This window comes from Streptomyces vastus (assembly GCF_039532825.1).
Taxonomy (GTDB): Bacteria; Actinomycetota; Actinomycetes; order Streptomycetales; family Streptomycetaceae; genus Streptomyces; species Streptomyces vastus.
Genome location: NZ_BAAASJ010000124.1, coordinates 187,421 through 202,739, shown reverse-complemented (window position 1 = coordinate 202,739; position 15,319 = coordinate 187,421). Strand labels below are relative to the sequence as shown.

At 69.8% G+C, this 15,319-nt stretch carries 16 protein-coding genes and 2 tRNA genes; 3 read left to right on the top strand and 15 right to left on the bottom strand.

The window, feature by feature from the left end; all coding sequences use genetic code 11:
* Window positions 1–448 precede the first annotated feature (448 nt).
* Both ABD357_RS42110 and ABD357_RS42105 read left to right on the top strand, forming a co-directional pair.
* Window positions 449–1,921: a ferric reductase-like transmembrane domain-containing protein gene (locus ABD357_RS42110; protein ID WP_425585233.1), complete on the top strand. Its 1,473-nt coding sequence runs from the start codon at window positions 449–451 to the stop codon at window positions 1,919–1,921.
* Window positions 1,921–3,549 carry an NADH-ubiquinone oxidoreductase-F iron-sulfur binding region domain-containing protein gene (locus ABD357_RS42105; protein WP_344396861.1) on the top strand — a complete coding sequence of 543 codons (1,629 nt, stop codon included), beginning with the start codon at window positions 1,921–1,923 and terminating at the stop codon, window positions 3,547–3,549. Before ABD357_RS42110 ends, ABD357_RS42105 begins: the two co-directional genes overlap by 1 nt.
* Window positions 3,550–3,638: 89 nt before the next feature.
* Here ABD357_RS42105 and ABD357_RS42100 read toward each other — a convergent pair.
* The 10 genes from ABD357_RS42100 to ABD357_RS42055 form a co-directional block, all read right to left on the bottom strand.
* Window positions 3,639–3,711, bottom strand: a tRNA-Ala gene (locus ABD357_RS42100).
* Window positions 3,712–3,844: 133 nt separating this feature from the next.
* A complete protein-coding gene (locus ABD357_RS42095) occupies window positions 3,845–4,078 on the bottom strand; it encodes a hypothetical protein (RefSeq protein ID WP_010986886.1) in 234 nt (77 codons plus the stop codon).
* Between the two features lie 3 nt (window positions 4,079–4,081).
* On the bottom strand, window positions 4,082–4,255 hold the full coding sequence (locus ABD357_RS42090; protein WP_344396860.1) for a hypothetical protein: 174 nt from the start codon (window positions 4,253–4,255) through the stop codon (window positions 4,082–4,084).
* Between the two features lie 279 nt (window positions 4,256–4,534).
* A tRNA-Ala gene (locus ABD357_RS42085) sits at window positions 4,535–4,607 on the bottom strand.
* 159 nt (window positions 4,608–4,766) lie between these two features.
* On the bottom strand, window positions 4,767–5,462 hold the full coding sequence (locus ABD357_RS42080; RefSeq protein ID WP_425585232.1) for a histidine phosphatase family protein: 696 nt from the start codon (window positions 5,460–5,462) through the stop codon (window positions 4,767–4,769).
* Complete coding sequence (gene rsfS / locus ABD357_RS42075; protein ID WP_344396859.1) at window positions 5,459–5,902, bottom strand: ribosome silencing factor; 444 nt, start codon at window positions 5,900–5,902, stop codon at window positions 5,459–5,461. The genes ABD357_RS42080 and rsfS overlap by 4 nt, the downstream gene beginning before the upstream one ends.
* Before the next feature lie 125 nt (window positions 5,903–6,027).
* Window positions 6,028–7,788: an LCP family protein gene (locus ABD357_RS42070; protein WP_344396858.1), complete on the bottom strand. Its 1,761-nt coding sequence runs from the start codon at window positions 7,786–7,788 to the stop codon at window positions 6,028–6,030.
* Window positions 7,789–7,807: 19 nt separating this feature from the next.
* On the bottom strand, window positions 7,808–8,476 hold the full coding sequence (nadD, locus tag ABD357_RS42065) for a nicotinate-nucleotide adenylyltransferase (RefSeq protein ID WP_344396856.1): 669 nt from the start codon (window positions 8,474–8,476) through the stop codon (window positions 7,808–7,810).
* Window positions 8,477–8,523: 47 nt separating this feature from the next.
* Window positions 8,524–8,688 carry a hypothetical protein gene (locus ABD357_RS42060; protein WP_171060362.1) on the bottom strand — a complete coding sequence of 55 codons (165 nt, stop codon included), beginning with the start codon at window positions 8,686–8,688 and terminating at the stop codon, window positions 8,524–8,526.
* Between the two features lie 137 nt (window positions 8,689–8,825).
* Complete coding sequence (locus ABD357_RS42055) at window positions 8,826–8,981, bottom strand: hypothetical protein (RefSeq protein ID WP_033320808.1); 156 nt, start codon at window positions 8,979–8,981, stop codon at window positions 8,826–8,828.
* A 101-nt stretch (window positions 8,982–9,082) separates the two neighbouring features.
* On the opposite strand from ABD357_RS42055, the gene ABD357_RS42050 reads away from it, so the two are divergent.
* Window positions 9,083–10,186, top strand: coding sequence for a M48 family metallopeptidase (locus ABD357_RS42050; RefSeq protein WP_425585231.1), 1,104 nt, complete (start codon window positions 9,083–9,085; stop codon window positions 10,184–10,186).
* 30 nt (window positions 10,187–10,216) lie between these two features.
* On the opposite strand, the gene ABD357_RS42045 is transcribed toward ABD357_RS42050, so the two are convergent.
* The 5 genes from ABD357_RS42045 to proB all read right to left on the bottom strand — a co-directional run bounded on the left by ABD357_RS42045 (window position 10,217) and on the right by proB (window position 15,116).
* Window positions 10,217–11,284, bottom strand: a complete 1,068-nt coding sequence (locus tag ABD357_RS42045; protein ID WP_344396853.1) for an SCO2583 family membrane protein — start codon at window positions 11,282–11,284, stop codon at window positions 10,217–10,219.
* A 54-nt stretch (window positions 11,285–11,338) separates the two neighbouring features.
* Window positions 11,339–11,923 carry an SCO2584 family spore wall biosynthesis protein gene (locus tag ABD357_RS42040; protein ID WP_344396851.1) on the bottom strand — a complete coding sequence of 195 codons (585 nt, stop codon included), beginning with the start codon at window positions 11,921–11,923 and terminating at the stop codon, window positions 11,339–11,341.
* A gap of 97 nt (window positions 11,924–12,020) precedes the next feature.
* The gene (locus tag ABD357_RS42035; protein ID WP_344396850.1) at window positions 12,021–13,307 is read right to left on the bottom strand and encodes a glutamate-5-semialdehyde dehydrogenase; all 1,287 of its coding nucleotides are present in this window, start codon (window positions 13,305–13,307) and stop codon (window positions 12,021–12,023) included.
* 78 nt (window positions 13,308–13,385) lie between these two features.
* Window positions 13,386–13,850 carry a hypothetical protein gene (locus ABD357_RS42030; protein WP_344396849.1) on the bottom strand — a complete coding sequence of 155 codons (465 nt, stop codon included), beginning with the start codon at window positions 13,848–13,850 and terminating at the stop codon, window positions 13,386–13,388.
* A 147-nt stretch (window positions 13,851–13,997) separates the two neighbouring features.
* Entirely contained in the window at window positions 13,998–15,116 is a 1,119-nt protein-coding gene (proB, locus tag ABD357_RS42025; protein ID WP_344396847.1) for a glutamate 5-kinase, read from the bottom strand.
* Window positions 15,117–15,319: the final 203 nt, after the last annotated feature.

Here is a 15,319-nt window from a genome sequence, read left to right as displayed (position 1 = left end):
GGCCACGGTTTCATCGGTGGCCGGGACTGATCAGCGCGGCTCGCTAAGCAGAAGGCGTACGGCACGCATGGCGTCAGGGTACCGCAGCCGTCGAGGGGGCCGCGACGGAGATTTCCGGGGCACATGACACGGCGTGCCACACTCTTGTTGCGGCACCAAAAGCTGAACATAGGTCAAGAGTTACTCGGCGTAAGGGAATCTAAGGGACATCGCAGCTCCCTCAGGACCCTTAGATAACAGCGCAATAACTCAAACCTCGTACCCCTCGGTATGTCTCGGCCTAGAGTGCGGCAGCGGGACCGCTTCCCCGAACTGTTTGGGAGACACCCCCCATGAACACTCGACGCAGTAACAGCCCGGTTCCCCGACCGGGCTGCTCGGCCCGCGGTGGATTCACCGCGGGCGCGTTGTCGCTCATACCCTTCGTCGTGATGTTGGGAGGTAGGTCGTGATCTCTGACAGCCAGCCCTTGGCGGCGGACTGTCCGGGGTGCGAGTACGACAGCACGGTGGATGACGTGTTGGCGGAGTTCCTCAACTTCGGTACAGGTGTCCTGTCCCTCGTCTGCCTCAGTGCCTCCGTGATCTGGGGACTCGTCGCCCAGGACCGGATCTTCCTCGACGCCCGCCAGCGGATGCTGGCGCAGGCGGTGCACCGGATCACCGCGGTCGCCGCGGTCGTGTTCCTCTTCGTGCACATCGGGACCAAGCTCGCACTGGACCACACCTCGTGGATCGCCGCGTTAATCCCATTCGGACTCGTCGGCTCGAACGACGAGATGCTGGGCAGGGCCTTCCTGATCGGCCTGGGCACCACGGCCAGCCTGATGATGATCTTCGTGGCCGTCACCGGCATCCTGCGCAATCGCTTCGCGACCTCGGCACCCGTCGCGTCCCGCTGGCGCATGATGCACAGCCTGGCCTACCCGGCCTGGTGCATGGCGCTGGTGCACGGCCTGTTCGCCGGCCGCCAGGCGAAGCCGGTCTTCGTGATCCTTTACGTCCTGAGCCTGGTGGCGGTCGGCGGGGCGCTGGCCCTGCGGGCGTCTCCGCCACCGTTCAGGCGCAAGGTCGCCCAGCGCATCCGGGAACTGATCGGGAACACCGGCGGCGGACTACGCGCGGAGCCCCCGGGGCGTCGGACCGCAGCCGAGGCCCGGCAGACGGGCGGCGCCGGTTCACGTCCGGGCTTCCCGGAGGGGAAGGTGCCGCGGCAGCGGACGGGGTCCCCGTCGAACGCCTCGCTGTACGACACCGGACAGCGCGCCGCCCTCACGGACACGGGGGCCGGCGCCTCGCTGTACGACACGGGCCAGCGCGCCGCCCTCACGGACACGGGGGCCGGCGCCTCGCTGTACGACACGGGCCAGCGCGCCGCCCTCACGGACACCGGGGCAGGCGCCTCGCTGTACGACACCGGACAGCGCGCCGCGTTCACGGACACCGGGTCCAACCCGCTCACCGACACCGGTGGCTTCTCGGCCGCCTACCGGGCCGTGTCCAACACCGGCAGCATCCCGCGCATCCAGGACCCCCTCGGCCAGCCCGAGCCGACCCAGCGCATGCAGGGGTTCCCGACGGACATGCAGCCCACGGAGGCGATCCCGCGCGTCGAGGACAACGCCCCCCGTTGGCCGGCCCCGTCCCCGCCACTGTACGAGGCCCCACCGCGCCCCTCCGAGACGCCCACCACGTACAACGGCCCGGTCTACGACACGGGCAGCACGCCCTACGTGACTCCCGGCACTCCCCCGTCGTACGGATCCAATGATTTCTACGACACCGGTGAGTCGTACGACCCCCTTGGTACGTACAACACGAATGACACGTACGACAGCGGTCCCGCCACTGAAACACTGCCCGGTGCATTCGACGCACCCAGCTCCGGCGAACCCTGGAACGCGCCTTCCGGAGGCTTTTAGTGAACGCCGCTCTCCCCGACGTCCCCGAGGTCCGCGTGGTCGGACTTCCTCAGCTCACCTCGGGTTTCGACCTGGTCGAAAGACTCGATCTGGACATGCACCTGAAAGTGCACGGTCCGCTCGAGCCGATGGGCGGAGAACAGCTCGCGCAACTCGCCGAGCGCATATCCCTGAAGGGCCGCGGCGGCGCGGGCTTTCCCTTCCACAAGAAGCTGCGATCGGTCGCCGAGTCGGCGATCAAGCGTGGCGTAAGGCCCGTGGTCGTCGTCAACGGCAGTGAGGACGAGCCGGCCTGCCGCAAGGACACGGTGCTGATCAACCGTGCTCCGCACCTCATCCTGGACGGCGCGCTGCTGGTCGCAGAGGCCCTCGGGGCCCGCACCCTCGTGGTCGGTGTGACCCGCGAGTCCACCCAGAAGTCCATGGAGGCCGCGCTCGCCGAGCGGGGCCTGAACAACCGGCGCGGCTCCGTCCTCCGCGCACGTGTGCAGCGCAACCCGGTGCGGATGGTGACCGGCGCCGCCGCCTCGCTGATCCGCTCCATCGACGGCGGTCCGGCGATCCCGCCCGGCCGCAAGATCAGCGCCTCGCAGAGCGGCGTCGGCGGTGCTCCCACGCTGCTTTCCAACGCCGAGACGTTCGCGCAGCTGGCGATCGCCGCGCGCATCGGCTCCGAGCGCTACGGCAACACCGGCCTGTACGACGAGCCCGGCACCGTCATGGTCACCGTCTCCGGCGCCGTCGCCCGCCCCATGGTGATCGAGATGCCCACCGGTGTGCCGTTGCGGTACGTCCTCCAGCTCGCCGGCGCCCCGCCGGTCCCGCAGGGCGTGCTGACCGGCGGCTATCACGGCAAGTGGATCGACGCGGCCACGGTCAACGAGGCGATCGTCTCGCGTGACTCCCTGGCGGCGGTGGGTGGTTCGCTGGGCGCGGGCGCGATTCTCCCGATCAGCCAGGAGACCTGCCCGCTGGGCGAGTCGCTGCGCGTGGCGCAGTGGCTGGCCCAGGAGAGCGCGGGGCAGTGCGGCCCCTGCTATCTCGGTCTGCCGGCCGCGGCACGGGGCATGGAAGACATCCTCAACGGCGGTGGCCCCGCCGCCCTGGAAGCGGTCAAGCAGGTCGCCCACGCCGTGAAGCGGCGCGGTGCGTGCTCGCACCCGGACGGCTCCGCGATGTTCCTCGAGTCGACGCTCAAGGCGTTCACCGACGACCTGGCCGCGCACGTCCTCGGCAACGGCTGCGGCAGGCCCGTGGAGGGCGTACTGCCGCTCTTCGAGGGCGGCGGCGTCCCGACCGGTATCCCGGGCGGCCAGGGGCAGTTGGAGGCGGGCCCCAGCCGGCAGAAGATCTACGTCGACTGGACGCTGTGCCGGGGCCACGGCCTGTGCGCCGACATCCTCCCGGAGGTCTTCGAACTGGGCGCGGACGGGTTCCCGACCGTCGCCCAGGCGCAGGTGCCGCGCTACGCCGAGCAGAAGGCCATGCGCGCCGTACGCCGCTGCCCGGCGCTCGCGCTGCGCATCGAGGAGGACAACTCCGGTGGCCCGGCCCGCAACAACCTCCCCGTCCTGTCGCAGGGCCGCGGCCAGGGCCGAGGCCGCCGCGCACTCGGCAGCGGCCGCTGAACGCGACGTAACGACGCACGAGGCAGTACAGACAGAAGGCGGGCCATCCGATCGGATGGCCCGCCTTCTTCTGATCTCTTCATCTGCTGTGGAGCTAAGGAGATTTGAACTCCTGACCCCCTGCATGCCATGCAGGTGCTCTACCAACTGAGCTATAGCCCCTTGCGTGGTTCGCCTGGTTGCCCGGCGGCGACGCCAACATTACACGGTCCTACCGGTGCACCACCAAATCGTTTACGGGGCCCATGGACGGCCGGGACAGGGCCCGGACTGAGCCCTGTCAGCGGCCCGCGGGTCAGGCTGTGGCGAACGAATAGAACCGTTTGAGCGTGCAGTGCTCGTCAAGGAGCCGGCCGTAGATCGGCTCGCCCTCCAGCTCGCGGTACGTCTCGATGGGGTCGCCTTTTATGATCAGCGCCCGTGCGCATTCCTCGCACCAGTACTGGTAGTCGTGGTTGACCGGTTCCATGTCGCGGACGATGGGCGTACCACTGCCGCACCAATCGCACTTCCGCCTGTGCGCACCCATCGATCAGCTCCAGCTGTGGCCGCAGGCCGTGCACACGTAGGAGATCCCGCCGTTGTCGCCGAGGACTTGCGCGACGTGGGCCGATCCGCAGGAAGGGCAGTCGAGGCGGGTGATCTTGTCCCGTATCACCTCTGCGTCGAGGAGGTCGTCGACCTCCCCGATGATGCTCGCAGGCATCGCCAACTCCCTCCACCCGTCGGGCCGCGCCCCCTTCCGGCCGTTTGATTCTGCCACGGCCGGACCAATACGGTCAGCGACGCCTTCGTACCAGTCCGGACACGGCGGCCGCGATACCCGTCACGGCCAGCGCGAACGTACAACGAGGAGCGCCTCCGAAGAGGTATACGCCTCCCGGGCCCAAGTGACTCAAGCGGGTTCAAGAAGAGTGTGCCGATCGGCAACGAAAAATCCCGCTCCCCCTGTGGGGAACGGGATCCTCACGCCGTAGCGCCTGTGTGGAGCTAAGGAGATTTGAACTCCTGACCCCCTGCATGCCATGCAGGTGCTCTACCAACTGAGCTATAGCCCCTTGTGTTCGCTCGCCCGACGGGCTGAACAAGAGGAACTTTAGCCTGCGGCCTGCCGGAAAGTGAAATCCGGGTCCACGCGTCTGCGGGCACGGGTCTACGGGCAGCTGGAGCCGGGACCCACCGCCGATGACCTCCGCGCCGGTCGCCGTCTGCCAAGGTCAGTCGTCGTCTCCCAGGACCGGTTCCGGCAGCGTGCCCGCGTTGTGTTCCAGCAGGCGCCAGCCTCGGGCGCCCTCGCCGAGGACGGACCAGCAGCAGTTGGAGAGGCCGCCGAGGCTTTCCCAGTGACGGGAGTCGAGGCCGAGGAGGCGGCCGATGGTGGTGCGGATGGTGCCGCCGTGGCTGACCACCACGAGCGTGCCGTCGTCGGGGAGTTTCTCGGCGTGCCGCAGCACCACGGGGGCGGCGCGGTCGGCGACCTCGGTCTCCAGTTCGCCACCGCCACGGCGCACCGGCTCACCGCGCTTCCACGCCGCGTACTCGTCGCCGTACCGTCCGATTATCTCCTCGTGCGTCAGGCCCTGCCAGACGCCCGCATACGTCTCGCGCAGGCCCTCGTCGTGGGTCACGTCGAGGGTGGTGAGGGCGGCCAGCTCGGCGGCCGTGTCGGCCGCTCGCTTCAGGTCCGAGGCGACGATCGCGTCGGGCCCGAGGGAGGCGAGCAGCCGGGCGGCGCGGCGGGCCTGCTCGAGGCCGGCCTCGGTGAGCTCGACGTCGGTCGTGCCCTGGAAGCGGCGCTCCACGTTCCACGAGGTCTGCCCGTGGCGCCACAGGATGACCCGACGGCCCCGGCCGGCCTTCTTCCCGGCCTCGGACAGCGGCTTGCCCTCCGAGGCCCCCGTTCCCGCGCTCAACGCAGCTCACCGCCCAGGCCGGCGTCCTCCGCGTCCTGCAGCTTGGCGTGCTCGGCGGCCTTGCCGCGGGTGGCCTTGGCGTCGGCGGGCAGGTCGAGCTCCGGGCAGTCCTTCCAGAGCCGCTCCAGGGCGTAGAAGACGCGCTCCTCGCTGTGCTGGACGTGCACCACGATGTCGACGTAGTCGAGCAGCACCCAGCGGGCCTCGCGGTCGCCCTCGCGGCGCACCGGCTTGGCGTCGAGTTCCTTGTTCAGCCGCTCCTCGATCTCGTCGACGATCGACTTGACCTGGCGGTCGTTGGGCGCGGAGGCCAGCAGGAAGGCGTCCGTGATCGACAGCACGTCGCTGACGTCGTACGCGATGATGTCGTGCGCGAGCTTGTCGGCTGCCGCCTGCGCGGCGGTGTTGATGAGCTCGAGAGAGCGGTCAGTGGCGGTCACTACCAAGGCTTTCCGTCGGCGGTCAGGTCTCCCCCAGGGGGTTACCCCAAGGGTCTCACGGACCGCCGACACCACCCCACGATTGGCCCGCCCACGCGATTGGCCCGCCGAGTCGCCCACCTTCCCTAGCCCGCCGAGCCGCCCACCTCGTAGTCCTGCCCGAGCACCACCGACACATCCGCGTTCGAGGCGCCCTTGCCCTTCTTCACGGAACCGGCCGGCAGCCCCAGCGTCTTGGCGACCTCCACCGCGTCCGCCTTCCTCGCGGCGTCGGTGTAGGTGATCCGGGACGCCGTCTGGGCGGCGTCGGCCTTGCCGGCGTCGACGAAGGTGTAGCCGCCGTTGAGCAGGACGACGCGGGCCTGCTCGGTGGCGTCCTGCTTGCCAGTGGCGTTCCTGATGCCGACCTGGACGGCCGCGTCCTTCTCGGGGCTCTTGGCGGCCCCGCCGAGTACGTCCTTGACCACGCTGTCGCCGGCCTTCGTGCTCAGCCTGCCGTCCGACTGGACCGGCAGCAGCACCGACTTGTAGTCGCCGCCCTTGGCGTGGTCCGCGAGCTTGGCGAGGAAGGCGCCCAGATCCTTGTCGGTCAAGGGGGGCTCGATGATCTGCGCGAGCGTCTGCACGGTGGTCGTCGCGGCCTGCGGATCCGACGACACCTTGCGCAGCACGCCCTGCATGACCTGCCCGAACCGCTCCAGCTGCGCGTTCTGCGCCTCCCCGGAGCCCCGGTAGGTGGCGTACGCGACGGCCATCTTTCCGCTGAGCGTCTGGTCCTCGCCCTTGTTGACCAGAGGGGCCGCGCCCTTCCGCTTGGCAGCCGGGTCCGGCACGTCCGCGTTGGTGTCGATGTCGATGTTGCCGACGAGGTCGACGAGGTTGCTGAGGTACGGGGTGTCCAGGCGCCAGGTGCCCTCGATGTCCGTTCCGAGCACGGTGTCGATCGCGTCACGCGTCCCGGAGGTGCCGTCGTCGTCCACGGACTTGGCGAGTGTGGTCGTGGTGCCGTTGTCGTCCGATACGGCGAGGGAGTTGGGGACCAGGACGGTGGTGCCCTGCTTGGTGGTGGTGTTGTTGACGAGCAGCGCCGTCGAGGTGCCGCCGCCCTTGGTGTTGTGCATGTGGACGACGATCACGTCGCGGTTCTGGGCGCCCGCGGCCGTCGCGGTGCCGGTCTTCGCGTCCGGCGACGTGCCGGGCAGTTTCCCGGCGTACCAGAGGTAGCCGACACCGCCGGCCGCGACCAGGGCGAACACCATGACCAGGGCGACGACGCGACCGCGGGCCCGGCGGCGGGCCTCCTCACGCCGCTCGGTGCGGTTCTCGGTGAACTTCAGCCAGTCGATGACGTCTTCGGAGTCGTCGGTCGGCTCCTCGACGAAGGTGAACTGCTCGGTGCGATAGTCACGGTCGTCCCGCTGCCCGTCCGCCTGCTCCTCGGTTTCCGTCCGGTCCGCGGGCCCCGCCTGCTGAGGGATGTAGGCGGTCTGTTCGGCGACGCGCGGCTGCTGACCGCTGCCCGTGGCCTGCCCGTAGGGGTCATACGAGGCCGGAGCGGACGGAGCGGCCCCCTGAGCAGCCGTGCCGTACGGGTCGTACATGCCCTGCGAGCCGTATGCCGCGTCGTTCGCCCCATATGAAGGGCCCTGCTGATGGCCGTTACCGGTGTCGTACGACGGCGTCTGCTGCTGACCGTTCGCGTACGGGTCGTACCCGTAGCCCTGCTGCTGCGAGCCGTAGGCGTCGTACCCCTGCGGCGTCCGGGACGGCGGTGGCACCTGCCGGTACACCGGCTGCCCGAATTCGTCGTATCCGACGAGCTCGTAACTCTGATCACCTTGGTAACTCTGGTCGCCCCCGTACCCAGCGTCGTATCGGTCGTTCACCGGTGCCCCTCTCGGCTCACTAGCCTCGCTCGCCGCGGTACAGCTCACGCTTGTCGATGTAGCGCACCACACCGTCCGGGACCAGATACCAGACCGGGTCACCCTTGGCGACCCTGGCCCGGCAGTCCGTGGACGAGATGGCGAGCGCGGGGACCTCGACGAGCGAGACACCGCCCTCCGGGAGCCCCGGGTCGGTCAGCGCGTGGCCGGGCCGGGTGACCCCGATGAAGTGCGCGAGGGAGAACAGCTCTTCGGCATCGCGCCAGGTGAGGATCTGGGAGAGCGCGTCGGCGCCGGTGATGAAGAAGAGATCCGTCTCGGGATTGAGCGCCCGCAGATCGCGCAGCGTGTCCGTGGTGTACGTCGGGCCGCCGCGGTCGATGTCGATACGGCTCACCGAGAACTGCGGGTTCTCGGCGGTCGCGATGACCGTCATCAGATAGCGGTCCTCGGCCGGGGAGACCTTGCGGTCGGTCTTCTGCCACGGCTGTCCGGTCGGCACGAACACCACCTCGTCGAGGTGGAACTGCGCGGCGACCTCACTGGCCGCGACGAGGTGGCCGTGGTGGATCGGGTCGAACGTCCCGCCCATGACGCCGAGGCGGCGCTTGCCCGGGTTCGACGGGCCGGAGGCCGGGCTGTTGTCCCGGCCCGCCACCGGACCGTTTGGCATGTCCTGCTCTCCCATGCGTGCAGACCCTACTGGCCCGGTCCCTGAGCCCCGCCCCGCGGACGTCAGCGGTCCCGGTTGAAGCGGGTGGTGATCCACAGCAGCAGAAGAAGGATGAAGAGCGCGCCGCCGCCGGTCAGGTAGGGGCTGAGGCTCTCGTGGTTGCCGCCATGCTCCTCGCCCTCGGCGGCAAGGGAGACCAACTGGGCAGCGGTGCTGTGGAAGCTCATCTTCGGCAGGACCTATCCGGTGTGGGCGGGATACAGACGTACGGTCATCGTAAGCGGGCGCCGCCGCGCGGATCACGCCGCCTCCGTCACGCCCGCTCGATCACGCCGCTTCCGCCGCCGGGAACTTCGGCAGGGGCTCAGTCGTCCCGCTTGTAGCCACGCAGCAGAAACCAGGCAACCAAAACGCAACCGACGACCATCACTATCAACACGACACGGAGCAGATTCCCCGGTCCCTGCTGTTGCGCGGCGCTCGCTGCCTCGGCGAGCCAGGCTTGGGGGTGGTGCTCCATGACGTGCGACTCCTTCGCTGTACTGCACGTCCACGGTATATCCGCCTAGGCTGTACCCCGCCTTGGGGGCACAGAAGGCAAACAGACGCATGGGGGACCACATGCCAGAAGAAAGCCACGAGAACGTACCGAGCAGGCAGCGCAGGCGCTTCGAGGGGATCTCCTCCCGGGCGTACGAACACCCCGCTGACCGCTCGGCCCTGGTCGCCCTGCGCAAGCTCAGCGGCTTCGACACCGTGTTCAAGGCGCTCAGCGGACTGCTCCCGGAGCGCAGCCTGAGGCTGCTGTTCCTGTCCGATTCCGTACGGGTCTCGGACGCCCAGTTCGCGCACCTGAACGACATGCTGCGGGACGCCTGTTACATCCTGGACCTGGAGAAGGTCCCGCCGATGTACGTCAACCAGGACCCGCAGCCGAACGCGATGTGCATCGGCCTGGACGAGCCGATCATCGTCGTCACCACCGGTCTCGTCGAGCTGCTCGACGAGGAGGAGATGCGGGCGGTCGTCGGCCACGAGGTTGGCCATGCCCTGTCCGGCCACTCCGTCTACCGCACGATCCTGCTCTTCCTCACCAGCCTCGCGCTCCGCGTCGCCTGGATCCCGCTGGGCAACATCGCGATCATGGCGATCGTGACCGCCCTGCGCGAGTGGTTCCGCAAGTCCGAGCTGTCCGCGGACCGCGCCGGGCTGCTGGTCGGCCAGGATCTGAAAGCCTCGATGCGCGGCCTGATGAAGATCGCGGGCGGCAACCACCTTCACGAGATGAACGTGGACGCGTTCCTCGCCCAGGCCGAGGAGTACGAGGCCGGGGGCGACCTGCGCGACTCCGTGCTCAAGATCCTGAACGTCATGCCCCGCTCCCACCCCTTCACCACGGTCCGGGCGGCCGAGCTGAAGAAGTGGGCCGAGTCCCGCGACTACCAGCGGATCATGGACGGCCACTACCCGCGCCGTGACGAGGACGGCGACACCAAGGTCACGGACTCCTTCCGCGAGTCGGCCTCCGCCTACGCCACCCACGTACGCAGCTCCAAGGACCCGCTGATGAAGCTGGTCACGGACATCGCGGGCGGCGCGGGCGACATCGGCGGCCGGGTCCGGCGCGGCTTCGGGGGCTTCGCGAGCGGCTCGAGCACCGGCTCCCCCAAGGACCGTCCGCAGGACGACCGCCCCGACGACGAGAGCCCCAACGGCACCAGCTGATCAGCACGAAGGCCGACGACTACAAGACGACTACACCCTGGGCTGGGCACTGGCCGACAGCGACCCGCACAGCGCCGTGGCACCTCCCGTGGCGTACGGGTCGGTGCCGGCCGGTCCGCCCGCCTTCGCCGTCTGCCCCGCGAGCAGCGGGCGCAGACGGCTCGTCGCGTCCTCGGCGCAGGCGAGCGGCCCGGCCTGGACGTACGAGACGACCAGCTCCGCCTGGTGCATCCGCAGATCGTCGCGGTCGAAGCGGAAATGCAGCTCGCGCCGGACGGTGAACAGCGACGCCTTGGCGCCGTCCTCCGAGCCCGTCGGCCGCAGCGCGTAGACGAAGGTGTGGTCGGCCGTCACCTCAAGGGTGTCGGCGTCGGTCTCGGCCGCCTGCAGTGTGCCCTGCACCCGGATCTTGGGGTCGGCCAGCTGGGCCTGGGAGGGGTCGAAGCGGACCAGCCAGCCGGTGGGGGCATGCCGCCCGTCCGCGGTCGGATGGTCGAAGCTCTGGTCGAACTGGTCGAGCTGCTGCGGATCGAGCAGGATCCGTACGGACCGGGTCGCGCCGCCGGTGAGCACGTCCGGGTCGAGCGCGGACTCGACGAGGTAGTCCTTCGCCGTGGTGAGCGCGGTGACGACCTGGCTGTCCGAGAAATGGGCGGTGCGCCGGGAGGCGGGCATCGTGATCCCGTCGGCGCCGATACGGAACTGATCGGCCGGGCTGCGCGCAAACAGCAGCCCGGTGTCGGCGGAGCCCGGCACGGCGCCCTGCGGCGCGAGGGGGATGACCGTCATCCGCAGCGGCTCGGGCGGCTTCGCGGCGGGCGTCTGGTACGGGTGGCGTACACCCATGTAGATCGCCGTGCCGAAGGCGACGGCGATCAGCAGGACGAGGATCAGCGCCTGCCGGGACAGACCGCGACGCATCGGCGGGCGGCGGCGCACGGCCGGCGTGTGATCGGCGATCCGCTCCTGCGCGGAGAACTCCTGGAGACGGGCAGCTCGGACGAACGACTCGTCGAAGACGACGGATCGGTACTCTTCCTCACCGCCACCGGAAGCACCGTCGGGTGTTCCCTCCGGTGGGTCTCCTAGCCCGCCCATACTTCCAGAGTAGGTCTCTGGAACCTCACGTAAACGCTGCCGTACGCGACAAGTTCAGGGCGTACGCGGTTCCGCCGGGACGGGGGGCTGGGAGTAGTCGGCGGACGCCGAGGGGCGCGTTCCGCCTTCCTGTTCGACGCCTGTCGAAGCCGGGGGCGGGACCTGGGGCTGGCGGTTGGACGAGGCGCCGCGGTAGACCGCCGTGAAGGCGAGCGCGACCATGCCGACGCCCATCAGGAGGGCGAGCATCCACGCTACGGGGCGGTGCCAGCGGGCCTGTTTTCCGTACGACCCGTGCCCGTAGCGGCCGTCGAAGTCGTCACGGTCGTCGAAATCGTCCAGGTCCGGATCGTGGCCGAAATCATGGCGGCCGTCGGGTCCGAAGTCGTCGTACCGCTCGTCGTCACCGCGTGGGCCCCGGGTGCGCCCCCTGCGCCCCTCTGCCTCGGAGGCCTCCGCGCGGGCCTGCGCGGCGGCAAGGAGGCGTTCGACGGCGGTCGGCTCATGGACCCTGGCCGCCCGCACGAAGGCCTCGTCGAAGACCACGGAGGCGAACTCTTCGTCCGAGCCTCCGCGGTCGCGGTCGTCGTCGGGCTCCCAGCCGTCAGGAAACGGCGTGCCCCCCACGTCCTCCGGCACGGAACCAGAGTAGACCTGGGGGTTCAATTTGGGCAGACGGTACGAAGATTCATCCACCTGGCGAGACAGCTTCTTCGAGGCTGACCGGAGGGCCTGCTCAGCGCCGGATGTGCCCGTCGCCCGTGACGATGTACTTCGTGCTCGTCAGCTCCGGGAGCCCCATAGGGCCCCGCGCGTGCAGCTTCTGCGTGGAGATGCCGATCTCGGCGCCGAAGCCGAACTGGCCGCCGTCCGTGAAGCGCGTCGACGCGTTCACGGCGACTGTCGTGGAATCGACCAACTGGGTGAAGCGGCGGGCGGCCGGCTGGGAGGTGGTGACGATGGCCTCGGTGTGGCCGGAACTCCACAGCCGGATGTGCGCCACGGCCTTGTCCAGCGAGTCGACGACGGCGGCGGCGATGTCGTACGAGAGGTATTCGGTGTCCCAGTCGTCGGTCGTGGCCTCGACGACGGTGGCCTTGGAGCCCTTGGCGTACGCCAGCACCCGCTCGTCGGCGTGCACGGTGACCCCGGCGTCGGCGAGGGCGTCCAGGGCGCGCGGCAGGAACTCGGAAGCGATGTCCTGGTGCACGAGGAGCGTCTCGGCGGCGTTGCACACGCTGGGCCGCTGCGCCTTGGAGTTGATCAGGATCTCGATCGCCATGTCGAGGTCGGCGTTGGCGTCCACGTACACATGGCAGTTTCCGGTGCCGGTCTCGATGACCGGGACGGTGGACTCCTGCACGACGGTGCGGATCAGGGAGGCGCCGCCGCGCGGGATGAGTACGTCGACGAGGCCGCGGGCGCGCATCAGCTCCCGTACGGATTCGCGGCTTTCGCCCGGTACGAGCTGCACGGCGTCGGCGGGCAGTCCCGAGCCGCCGACGGCGTCGCGCAGGACGCGTACGAGGGCGTTATTGGACTCGTACGCGGAGGACGAGCCGCGCAGCAGCACCGCGTTGCCGGACTTCAGGCACAGCGCGGCGGCGTCGACCGTCACATTGGGCCGGGCTTCGTAGATGATCCCGACGACGCCGAGCGGTACGCGGACCTGGCGCAGGTCGATGCCGTTCGGGAGCGTGGAGCCGCGGACGACCTCGCCGACCGGGTCGGGCAGCGCCACCACGTCGCGTACGTCGGAGGCGATGGCGCGGATCCGCTCGGGTGTGAGCGTGAGCCGGTCGATGATGGACTCGCTGGTGCCGGCCTCACGGGCGCGCTCGACGTCCTTGGCGTTGGCCTCGACGATTTCGCTCGTACGGACCTCCAGGGCGTCCGCGATCGCGAGCAGCGCGTCGTCCTTCTCGGCCCGCGGCAGCGGGGCGAGGTCGGCGGCGGCGGACTTGGCGCGGTAGGCGGCCTGGGTGACCGGGGACATCGAGTCGTACGGCGAAAGCGTGGTCATGCGAGCAGCCTAATGCTCGCCGCAGAGCCGTCCAGCGCTCGTTCCATAACCCGAGACGGGGCCGAAAACTACCCCCTGCTAGAACGGGTGTACACCCACCGGTGTCGCCGGTTGCGGGCCGTAGCCCTCGGCGATGCGTTGGTGGTAGGTCTCGCGGTCGATGACCTCCAGGCCGACGATCTCCCAGGGCGGGAGTTTCGCGGTCTGGCGGTGCTCGCCCCACAGGCGCAGCGCCACGGCCGCGGCGTCGTGCAGGTCGCGGGCCTCTTCCCAGTAGCGGATCTCCGCGTGGTCGCCGGCGTACCGGCTGGTCAGCAGAAAGGGGTGGTCGTGGGCGAGCTGCTCGAGCGAGCGCCGGACGTCGTTCAGCGGGGCCTCGTCGCCCGAGACGCTCAGCGTGACGTGCCACAGCCGTGGCAGGTCCTTCGGTTCCTCACCCTGGTACGTGTCTCCGGCCGCGACGCTGGTGAGGGTCCGCTCCTCACCGGCCGGGCGGGAGGTGCCACCACCGCGGGACGCCGCCCCGGGGCGTACTCGTCTCACGACGGCCTCCTTTACGCAATGGGTTCGCAAGGGGTTACTGCATCACTGGATCCCGGGGGCTCCTTGAATCAAAGTTGAGCAGGCGGGGCGGCTTCGTGGGGCGGTTTTGCCGAACGTAGCCCTGCGGAGGCCGTCCCTTTCGGCCGTTTACGCGTGCAGCAGCACCAGATCGTCCCTGTGTACGACCTCGCGTTCGTACGCGGGACCCAGCTCGCGGGCCAGCTCGCGGGTGGAGCGGCCGAGCAGCTGCGGGATCTCCTTGGCGTCGAAGTTGACGAGGCCGCGCGCCACCGCATGGCCCGTGCTGTCGCGCAGCTCGACGGGGTCCCCGGCGGTGAACTCGCCCTCGACCGCCGCGATGCCCGCGGGCAGCAGCGACTTGCGGCGCTCGACGACCGCGCGCACGGCCCCGTCGTCGAGCGTGAGCGCGCCCTGTGGGGTGGATGCGTGCTGGAGCCACAGCAGCCGGTCGGCGGAGCGGCGGCCGGTGGCGTGGAAGTGCGTACCGGTGTCCCGTCCCGCGAGGGCGTCGGCGGCGTGCACGGCGGAGGTGAGGACGACCGGGATGCCGGCCGCCGCCGCGATCCGGGCCGCCTCGATCTTGGTGACCATGCCGCCGGTGCCGACGCCGGCCCGGCCCGCGCTGCCGATCTCGACGTGCGCGAGGTCCGCCGGAGTGCGTACCTCCGCGATCCGCGTCGTACCGGGTCTGGCGGGGTCGCCGTCGTAGACGCCGTCCACGTCGGAGAGGAGGACCAGCAGGTCGGCACGCACGAGATGGGCGACGAGGGCGGCGAGCCGGTCGTTGTCGCCGAAGCGGATCTCGTCCGTGGCGACCGTGTCGTTCTCGTTGACGACGGGCAGGGCGCCCATGGCGAGGAGCTTGTCGAGGGTGCGCTGGGCGTTGCGGTGGTGGGCGCGGCGGCTCATGTCGTCGCTGGTGAGCAGGACTTGGCCGACGCGGACGCCGTAGCGCGCGAAGGAGGCGTTGTAGCGGGCGACGAGCAGCCCCTGTCCGACGCTGGCGGCGGCCTGCTGGCGGGCCAGGTCCTTGGGGCGGCGGCGCAGGCCCAGCGGGGCGAGGCCGGCGGCGATGGCACCGGAGGAGACGAGGACGATCTCCTTCTCGCCCCCGCTGCGCCCCTTCGCGAGTACGTCGACCAGAGCGTCCACCCGGTCCGCGTCGAGCCCTCCCGACGCGGTGGTCAGGGACGAGGAACCCACCTTGACGACAATCCTGCGGGCGTCCGCAACACCGTGTCTCATCGCCTGCCCTGCCGTCGCCTGCCTTGCCGCTGACACGCTCTTCCCCAATGCTCTGACCAGCCCCGGTTCTGACCAGCCCCGTCCGTGCAATCTACGTGATTACGGGCAGGGGGCGCCGCCTCGTTTCGAGGGGCGGACGTGCGGCGGGTACACAGCGGGCAGGAGCCGGGCGCGTGACGTACGCCCCAGGAGTTCACCGTGGT